Below are 9,384 nucleotides of genomic sequence, written 5' to 3'. Positions count from 1 at the left end.
CGAAGCTGAGGATACGTCGCAAGACGTGTGGTAGCGGAGCGTTCCGTAAGCCTGTGAAGGGATACCTGTGAGGGGTCCTGGAGGTATCGGAAGTGCGAATGTTGACATGAGTAACGATAAAGAGGGTGAGAGACCCTCTCGCCGAAAGACCAAGGGTTCCTGCTTAAAGTTAATCTGAGCAGGGTTAGCCGGCCCCTAAGACGAGGCGGACACGCGTAGTCGATGGGAACCACGTTAATATTCGTGGGCCTGGTGGTAGTGACGGATTGCTTAACTTGTACATTCTTATTGGATTGGGTGTGCAGGGACGCGGTTCCAGGAAATAGCTCCACCGTATAGACCGTACCCGAAACCGACACAGGTGGTCAGGTAGAGTATACCAAGGCGCTTGAGAGAACTATGCTGAAGGAACTCGGCAAATTGCACGCGTAACTTCGGAAGAAGCGTGACCCTTTTTGACGCAAGTCAGAAAGGGTGGCACAGACCAGGGGGTAGCGACTGTTTATCAAAAACACAGGGCTCTGCGAAGTCGCAAGACGACGTATAGGGTCTGACGCCTGCCCGGTGCTGGAAGGTTAAGAGGAGGGGTGCAAGCTCTGAATCGAAGCCCCAGTAAACGGCGGCCGTAACTATAACGGTCCTAAGGTAGCGAAATTCCTTGTCGGGTAAGTTCCGACCTGCACGAATGGCGTAACGACTTCCCCGCTGTCTCCAGCATAGACTCAGTGAAATTGAATTCCCCGTGAAGATGCGGGGTTCCTGCGGTCAGACGGAAAGACCCCGTGCACCTTTACTATAGCTTTACACTGGCATTCGTGTCGGCATGTGTAGGATAGGTGGTAGGCTTTGAAGCAGGGACGCCAGTTCTTGTGGAGCCATCCTTGAAATACCACCCTTATCGTCATGGATGTCTAACCGCGGTCCGTTATCCGGATCCGGGACAGTGTATGGTGGGTAGTTTGACTGGGGCGGTCGCCTCCGAAAGAGTAACGGAGGCGCGCGATGGTGGGCTCAGACCGGTCGGAAATCGGTCGTCGAGTGCAATGGCATAAGCCCGCCTGACTGCGAGACTGACAAGTCGAGCAGAGACGAAAGTCGGTCATAGTGATCCGGTGGTCCCGCGTGGAAGGGCCATCGCTCAACGGATAAAAGGTACGCCGGGGATAACAGGCTGATGACCCCCAAGAGTCCATATCGACGGGGTTGTTTGGCACCTCGATGTCGGCTCATCGCATCCTGGGGCTGGAGCAGGTCCCAAGGGTTTGGCTGTTCGCCAATTAAAGCGGTACGTGAGCTGGGTTCAGAACGTCGTGAGACAGTTCGGTCCCTATCTGCCGTGGGTGTAGGAATATTGACAGGATCTGTCCCTAGTACGAGAGGACCGGGATGGACATATCTCTGGTGGACCTGTTGTCCTGCCAAGGGCATAGCAGGGTAGCTATATATGGAATGGATAACCGCTGAAGGCATCTAAGCGGGAAACCAACCTGAAAACGAGTATTCCCTTGAGAACCGTGGAAGACTACCACGTTGATAGGCTGGGTGTGGAAGTGCGGCAACGCATGAAGCTTACCAGTACTAATCGTTCGATTGGCTTGATCGTTCCCATTGCTCATGCTCATCATTGATGAGCAGTCCTCACGCGCCAAAGGCGCTGCGGACGGCGCGCCGGACAACCGGCGGCTCGGCTCTGCCGGCTGCTGGAATTATCCGGATAAGCGCAAAAGACGTGTTCAAAACAAGTGAAGTGAAAACTTCAGCCAGCTTCTCATTCGGTTTGCCCCAGCTAAGGGCAAATCTTGCGCTTTGCCGACCTGGTGGTTCTGGCGGGGTGGCTGCACCCGTTCCCATTCCGAACACGGCCGTGAAACGCCCCAGCGCCGATGGTACTTCGTCTTAAGACGCGGGAGAGTAGGTCGCTGCCAGGTCTGCAAAACGCAAGATAAAAAAACCGCCGCTCCCCTTCGAGGCATAGCCGAGAAGGACAAGGCAGCGGCGAAAACAAACCGAAAATCTTCTCTGAACAAACGCTCGGCCAAGCCGAAACGCAAGGGCCGCCTACAAGCGGCCTTTTTGCTTGGTTAAACTCGCAGTAACAAACGGGATTTTGCTTCGCAAAACCCGAACCGGATTAAAGCATAACCGCTAAAGCGGTTACGCAACCGCGATAAACCGCACAGCGGTTTACGCACCGGATAAACCGCATAGCGGTTTACCGAGATGGCGCGGGGTGGAGCAGCCCGGTAGCTCGTCAGGCTCATAACCTGAAGGCCGCAGGTTCAAATCCTGCCCCCGCAACCAAATCAAACAAAAAGCCCGCGAGACTTAAACGTCCGCGGGCTTTTTGGTGTTCGGAGATAACTCAAACGCAACTAACCGCCAAACTCGCCCAAAACAAAGTCCAGGAAAACACGGACCTTCAAGGGCAAATGAAGGCGAGATGCGTAAACGATCGTGTCCCGTGAGGTGGTGTAACAGGAAGGCGGCCATCAGTGTTTTTCCGGTAGGGTCGGGTTGTTCAAGCTCAACCTGATGGAAAGATCACCGATGACCGACGAGATGATGAACCTGCGCTCGCTTGTTGAGAAGAGCGCGGATGTGGATTTGCTGCGGGAGATGATCGGCTTTGCTGCCGAGAAGCTGATGGAGCTGGAGGTCGGGGCGAAGACGGGCGCGGCCTATGGCGAGAAGAACGCCTTTCGGCTTGCCCAACGTAACGGCTACCGCGAGCGCGACTGGGAAACACGGGCCGGGACCGTGGAACTGCGCATCCCGAAGCTTCGTACCGGCACCTATTTCCCAAGCTTTCTCGAGCCGCGTCGCATGGCCGAGAAGGCTCTGACGGCCGTAATTCAGGAAGCCTATATCCAGGGCGTTTCGACCCGCTCCGTCGACGACCTGGTCAAGGCGATGGGTATGAGCGGCATCTCCAAGAGCCAGGTCTCGAGGCTGTGCGAGGAGATCGACGACAAGGTGAAGGCGTTCCTCAGCCGCCCCATTGAAGGCGACTGGCCGTATCTGTGGATCGACGCCACCTATCTGAAGGTTCGTCGCGGTGGCCGCATCGTCTCGGTTGCCGTCATCATCGCCGTCGGCGTCAACACCGACGGACGGCGCGAGGTCTTGGGCATGGAGATTGGCACGTCCGAGGCCGAGCCGATCTGGACGGATTTTCTGCGCAAACTGACGCGACGGGGTCTCAGAGGCGTCAAGCTCGTCGTCTCCGATGCCCATGAAGGGATCAAGGCCGCCGTCTCCAAGGTTCTATCGGCCACCTGGCAGAGGTGCAGGGTTCACTTCATGAGAAACGCGCTGGCCCATGCCGGAAAGAGCGGCCGACGAGTGGTCTCCGCCTTCATCGCCACGGCCTTCGCCCAGGATACGCCGGAGACCGCAAGCACTCAGTGGCGCAACGTCGCCGACCAGATCAGGCCGAAAGTGCCGAAGCTCGCCCAACTCATGGACACCGCTGAAGAAGACGTGCTCGCCTATATGACCTTTCCCAAGCAGCACTGGACCAAGCTTCACAGCACCAACCCAATCGAGCGCCTCAATGGCGAGATCAAGCGGCGCACCGAGGTCGTCGGCATCTTCCCCAACGATGACGCCATCGTCCGCCTCGTCGGCGCATTGCTGCTCGAACAGAACGACGAGTGGGCTGTCCAGCGCTCCAGATACCTGACCCTTGAGACCATCGCCGCAATGAGCGATGATCCGCTCATCAGCCTGCCCGCTGCGGCAAGCTGACCCATTCCCGGCTCCGTCCGGAAAGCACGGCGATCGCCGAAGCTACACCACTCCTTGGGACATGATCCATTTTCATTGCGAATTCGCTGGGTGTGATATTTCCGAGCGATGAGTGTGGTCTGTTTCGGTTGTAGTCCTCCTTCCACGCTGTGATGTCCGTCCGCGCCTGTGTCAGCGATGAGAAGAGGGTTTCGTTGAGGCATTCGTCGCGGAAGCTGCCATTGAAGCTTTCAACGAAACCGTTCTGCATCGGCTTGCCAGGTGCGATGTAATGCCATTCGACGTGTGTGCCCTGGCACCACTTGAGAACGGCCATGCTGGTCATTTCCGTGCCATTGTCAGAGACAATGGTCCTTGGCTTTCCGCGCCGTGCGATGATCGTATCCAACTCCCGAGCAAGCCGCAGCCCTGAGAGTGACGTGTCGGCGACTAGCGCCAAGCACTCACGGGTGAAGTCGTCGACAACGGCCAGGACGCGGAAGCGGCGACCATCGGTGAAGGCGTCGCTAACGAAGTCCAGGCTCCAGCGCTCATTGGGACGCGATGGCAATGCCAACGACCGCCTGGTTCCCAGGGCACGCTTGCGCCCGCCGCGTTTGCGGACGGTCAGCTTCTCTTCCCGATAGAGCCGCCTGAGCTTCTTCAGGTTCATGACGATACCCTGCCGATCCAACATCACGTGGATGCGCCGATAGCCGAAACGGCGGCGCTCTGACGCTACCTTCTTCATGGCATCCCGGATATGGGCGTCATCAGGCCGAATACTGCGATATCGCATGCTCGACCGGTCAATGGACAAAACCTCGCACGCCCGACGCTGGCTCACACCATGCTCCTTGCAGACATGAGCCACCGCATCTCGCTTCACATCGGGCGTCACCATTTTTTTGATGCGACGTCCTTCAGGATCGCGTTGTCCAGCATTGCTTCGGCGAGCAGTTTCTTCAGCTTGGCATTCTCATCTTCCAAAGCCTTTAGCTTCCTGGCGTCGGAAACATCCATGCCGCCATACTTCGCCTTGTATTTGTAAAAGGTTGCCTCCGATATCCCATGCCTGCGGCAGACATCGGCCGTCTTCTGGCCACTCTCCTGCTCGTTCAGTATCCCGATGATCTGCTGTTCCGTGAACCGTGCACGCTTCATTCCGTCCGTCTCCTCAATGTGACGGACTCTACCAAAATTTGGAGGAAGTTCAGGGTCTCAGGTCAGCAGCCCTAGCGTCAAAACCTAATCAAACCATTGAATATTCTTCAGCGCATCGATCGGCAGCCGGAGGAAAAGGGGGCAGATGCGCAGGCAATCGGTCGCTCGCGAGGGGGCAGATCGACAAAAATCCATGCTGTTGTCGATGGTTGCCGCCGTCCATCGCGCTTGAAGTAACTCCGGGTCGGCGGGGCGACGCCCCCGTCGCCGCTAGCCTGCTGGCAACATTGAAGCCCATGCCCTCGGTCGCTCCCGAGGCGGCTTTGGCGGCAAGATCCACGCTGTAGCCGATGCGCTCGGGCTACCCGTTCGCTTCCGCCTTGGCCCCGGACAACAGAACGACATGGCTGCGCCTGCGACCTGATGGGTGGATTGCCGGCCAAACAGGTGCTTGCCGCTTGCGCTTATGATGCAGACAGCCTGCATGACCTCATCCTCGATCAAGGCCGCGAACCGGTCATTCCGCCGCGCCGGCATCGCAAGCACAACATGCCTACGATCGCATCGCCTACGAGGGCGTCGACTTCAGGATCGGGCTCGGTGTCGCATGGTCCAAGGATGATCCGACAGCAGCGAGAGACCACATAATTGATATCGCAAGGTCGCTGGTCAGGGCGGGGAGGTGAGGGGAATGATCCGATCGATCTCGTCCCTAGGATGCTGGCGCAGATTGCCCTGTCGTTGGTGGCGAGACAAGCGAAGAGAGGCAAGAGGATCGCACGACCGACAGGGTCCACGATCGCAAAGTGCCCCGAAGCAAGCGAATCGGGCGCAATTATGCATCGGTTCGCGGCGACTTGCTGCGTCTGATGCCGCGCGTACTGTGCTGTTCGTGCGCTGGTGGGGACAGTGTGCTCGCGCGGCACTGTGGTTCGCTAGGAAGCGTGTTCACCAATTGACCATGTCCACTGACCATCGACACCGTACTCGAGGACGGCTTGATATGATGCACGATCACCTTCGGCTCTTCCGAAGTGGATGCAGGTGATCGAACGCTCGGACAGCAGATGCATTATCTTTTCGAGCAAAGCAGGCCCCAATGTCATCTCAGCTTGATCCAGGACGACGAAGCGCGGCGCTGAGAGAAGAATATTCGCAAGGCCTAAAAGCTGCTGTTCTCTCAGGGACAGTTCCTTTTCCCAATCGCGCTCGGCATCTAGCCCGCCCACTTGGTTCGCGACCCGTTCGAGCCCAAGGTGATGCAACGTGCTGAGCAAGAGGTGATCCGAGATTTCGCCTTCTTTTTCAGGGGTGATCAATACGTCACGAAGGGGACCGGATGGCAGGTATGGCCGTTGCGATAGAAAGAGGGTGCCAGCGGGGCGAACGATGCGCCCGGTACCCGGGGTCGGAATCTGAGCCATCGCCCTGAACAACGCCGCACCTGGTTCGTGGCTGGAGCCAGTTATCAATACCCGGATCCCGACCGGAATCGATACCGTCAAGTCCCTCAGAAGAGGGGACTCTGCGTCCGTCGTTGAGGCTAAAGTCAGCCCTTCGCACATCAGAGGCCCGTCCCGTTCAAAGAACTCGATTCCCGATTCTATTTCATGGGACCTTGAGATCTCCTCATGCAGAGAGCTCAGACGAGAGACCACGGCCGCAAAATTCGAGATCGAATTAAACTGTCGGACAATCAACGAGAACGCGCCAACAAGCATAGCGAACGCTGCCCCGGACTGGGTGACGACACCGAACTCAATGTCTCCTCTTATGAATGCCGGCGCGATGATTAAGTCCGGCACGATTTGAATCATCCAGTTGTAGCCGCCGGTAAAGAATCCCAGGTTGCGGTTGACGGCAGTAATGCGGCGTATGTTTGCGATCAGATCGTCAAGCCTATGCAGCACCCTTACTTTCTGTCGCTTCTCACCACGCGTTAGCATGATGGACTCAGCGTTTTCGCGAACGTGAATGAGTCCAGACCGGAAGGTGGCCTCCTTATCGAGCCGATCGTAGTTCAGAGAAATTAGGGGCCGCCCCAGGGCGATCGTCATGTACGAGCCGCACGCCGCATAAAGGACAGCCACGCCAAAAAGCAGCGGGCTGATCGTCCACAGCACGCCGGAAAAGGTCACCACGGTGAGCGTGCTGCTGAACAGCATAATGACGAAAGAGAGTGTGGTGACGGTGAACGCGCGCACGTCATCGGCTATTCGCTGGTCCGGATGAGTAAGTCTCCCGGAGACGTCCAGACGATAGTAAGTCTCGTCATCCAGATAGAGATTGACAATGCGGCGGGTAAGGAAATCGCGCCAGAGCAACGCCAGTCGTTCTTCGGCAAATCGGGCAAGGACACCGACGACGGTGAGAACGGCGAAAACAGCGATGTAAAAAATCGCCTGCCGTATGAACTCGGCCATCTGGCGTTCGGCGATGGCAGTCATGAAGTTTCGTCCGACGTAGTTGTTCACAACGTTAAGAGCGCTTAGCCCGCATAGCAGCATTATCAGGCCGCCGAACATGAGCTTTGCTTTGAGCCCGACCTCGGAGCCCACAAAAATCCTTATGGTGCGTATGAAGCTAGCTACGGTTACCTTGAACGGAATTTGCTGCTGTTCCATATCCGTCCCCTTGCCCGCTCAAACGGGCCGATACCGTCAAGAAGCTCCCGGTTGGCGACCGCAACAGCCAGGTAGCGAAAACGTCCGGCGCCAACCCGGATGATCGATGGTCATGCATTCTCTGCCTTCACGCACTCGACCTCGATGTCGTTGCACAAGCCTTGCGGACCCATTTTTCCCGTGGATCTTCAACCCACCTTCGATGACCGCCTGACACGGCATCGCTTGAGCAACGTGGCGCCGTCGTCTTGCGATGTGCCGTCAGCCCGCTTTTTTTCACCGAGGCAATAGGGCCGTCGTCATGGGTTTGGGCGCTGTCTTCGCCGAGCAGATCCAGCGGCAGCACCATCCGGATCAGCCAGCGTGTTTCGCGGTGTACAGTAGTCGCAGCGGCGCATAGCGGACGCGATATGCTGCACTCGGCGGCGAATGCCAGCCACGTCGAGGCGAGCTGCAAGTTTCAACGCGCCGACAGCGGGGCGAAGGGCGGGCCACACTTGCGCTCGGCTGTCAGAAATGCCTCGCCGAAAGCAACGGGGCGCCAACATTCTACAACCATCCTCCCGAGAAACCTGCTTTACGCAGACCCCTGACAATGGGTTGACACTGTCGCATGATATTCCAGATCAGGCCGGTCCTGAAATTTTCGATCATGAGCACGACAGGACCCTGATCGATGCCGAAGTGAAATGGACTGACCCACGGCTCGGTCGGCTTTCCCTCGATAAACGACGAATTGAAGGACGGTTTAAATCCATAGAGACGGGTCATCCCTAGTTCCATTTGCGCGAAATGTCTCACGGTAGGAACGACGATCTCGGGTGCAAATGGTAGCGAAGCCACCACTACCCAAGGACATACCGTCCCGTCGTCCGGCCCAAAGGGGGCGCCGCGCGCTATGTAGTCGTAAAATTCACGCTCAATCCCATTCACACTTTTTGTCACCCAACCTGGACCGTCGCTCGCCGTAAAACCCCAACAATGCTCTCCGTAGCCTGCATAGTTCTTCGGGTTGCGCATCGCGTATTCCTGATGGACAAAGGTGGCGCTGCGGCTGTTTAGAAAGTAGTCGCTGTTATGATCCCGCATGAAATCGTCGCGAATGCCCCGAAAATCGATCCACATGTGTGACAGCTGATGAGTGAAAAGTGGGCCTGAATAGAGTAGCTCTCGGCCGTAGATGTTTCGCCATTCATAACTCTCGGTGTAGGCGGCATAAGATTCCGAAGGTAACGGGTATGTGGGCGAGCCAAGTCCGAGGATGTAGAGCAGGAGGCCCTCGTCGTATCCGCGCCAACGATAAGGGATAAAACCGCTCTCTGGCCTCCAACCGTGCGTGAGCGTGAGCCCGTGATCGCAAGCCCAACCCCAGTCGGCTCGCTCGTAAAGCGCTTTAGCCAGGCGGCGAACTTCAACCTCGTCTGCGTCGGCGCCGTCAAAGTAGGCTCCCACAGTGAGTGCCCCGGCGAAAAGAAACGCCGAGTCGATCGTGGAGAGTTCACATTGCCACACCCGACGGCCGCTCTCGATGTCGAGAAAGTGGTAGAAGAAGCCCTTGTAACCCGAGGCGTCCGGCTCCTGGCCCTGCGGGCACGACAACAGGAATTCTAACCGACGTCGGGCGATCTTTGCAGCGAACTGGCGGATGATGATCCCGCGTTCCACCACGACTGGAATTGTCGCGAGCGCCATGCCAACCGCAGCTATGCTTGCTGGGGCGTCGGGCGCTGTCTTGTCTCGCACCAACCCGTTGTCCGGGTTAGTGCAATGCAGGTAGTAAAGGAGCGTCGTAAACTGCAGCCGACCGAGATCCTGCTCGCTCGGCATTCGGTGAAGTTCCGGATCGGTCGACAGCGGCTCGGACATATCG

Annotated in this window: 4 protein-coding genes, 1 tRNA gene, 2 rRNA genes and 2 pseudogenes (1 of these 9 cut by a window edge); 6 read left to right on the top strand and 3 right to left on the bottom strand. The window is 57.4% G+C overall.

The features are described from left to right. The 4 genes from J3R84_RS28020 to J3R84_RS28005 form a co-directional block, all read left to right on the top strand. A 23S ribosomal RNA gene (locus J3R84_RS28020) occupies window positions 1–1,603 on the top strand (it extends 1,193 nt beyond the left edge of the window). 210 nt (window positions 1,604–1,813) lie between these two features. Further along, window positions 1,814–1,928 (top strand): 5S ribosomal RNA (rrf, locus tag J3R84_RS28015). A gap of 296 nt (window positions 1,929–2,224) precedes the next feature. Next, window positions 2,225–2,301, top strand: a tRNA-Met gene (locus J3R84_RS28010). A gap of 246 nt (window positions 2,302–2,547) precedes the next feature. After that, entirely contained in the window at window positions 2,548–3,747 is a 1,200-nt protein-coding gene (locus tag J3R84_RS28005) for an IS256 family transposase (RefSeq protein WP_203530186.1), read from the top strand. Here the strand turns inward: J3R84_RS28005 and J3R84_RS28000 are convergent. Further along, a protein-coding gene (locus J3R84_RS28000) for an IS3 family transposase (protein ID WP_435526091.1) occupies window positions 3,722–4,890 on the bottom strand; the annotation gives its coding sequence in 2 pieces (ribosomal slippage) (window positions 3,722–4,641 and window positions 4,641–4,890; 1,170 coding nt in all). The two genes, J3R84_RS28005 and J3R84_RS28000, sit on opposite strands and share 26 nt — an antisense overlap. Window positions 4,891–5,000: 110 nt before the next feature. Here J3R84_RS28000 and J3R84_RS27995 point away from each other — a divergent pair. Next, window positions 5,001–5,121 (top strand): annotated as a pseudogene (locus tag J3R84_RS27995) (IS5/IS1182 family transposase); the annotation flags it as partial. A gap of 49 nt (window positions 5,122–5,170) precedes the next feature. Next, window positions 5,171–5,576, top strand: a pseudogene (locus J3R84_RS27990) (transposase); the annotation flags it as partial. A gap of 249 nt (window positions 5,577–5,825) precedes the next feature. Here J3R84_RS27990 and J3R84_RS27985 read toward each other — a convergent pair. Both J3R84_RS27985 and J3R84_RS27980 read right to left on the bottom strand, forming a co-directional pair. Beyond that, entirely contained in the window at window positions 5,826–7,514 is a 1,689-nt protein-coding gene (locus J3R84_RS27985) for an ABC transporter ATP-binding protein/permease (protein ID WP_203530099.1), read from the bottom strand. A 549-nt stretch (window positions 7,515–8,063) separates the two neighbouring features. After that, window positions 8,064–9,380, bottom strand: coding sequence for a glucoamylase family protein (locus tag J3R84_RS27980; RefSeq protein WP_203530098.1), 1,317 nt, complete (start codon window positions 9,378–9,380; stop codon window positions 8,064–8,066). Between the last annotated feature and the right edge of the window lie 4 nt (window positions 9,381–9,384).

Origin of the sequence: Ensifer canadensis (assembly GCF_017488845.2) — a bacterium.
GTDB lineage: Bacteria > Pseudomonadota > Alphaproteobacteria > Rhizobiales > Rhizobiaceae > Ensifer > Ensifer canadensis.
The sequence above is the reverse complement of the archived record's forward strand: the minus strand, read 5'-3'. Positions and strand labels throughout refer to the sequence as shown.

Bases quoted from the DNA above. Each gene is read 5' to 3' on its own strand.
- J3R84_RS27985 (WP_203530099.1), bottom strand. From the start codon at position 7,514: ATGGAACAGCAGCAAATTCCGTTCAAGGTAACCGTAGCTAGCTTCATA.
- J3R84_RS27980 (WP_203530098.1), bottom strand. From the start codon at position 9,380: ATGTCCGAGCCGCTGTCGACCGATCCGGAACTTCACCGAATGCCGAGC.
- J3R84_RS28005 (WP_203530186.1), top strand. From the start codon at position 2,548: ATGACCGACGAGATGATGAACCTGCGCTCGCTTGTTGAGAAGAGCGCG.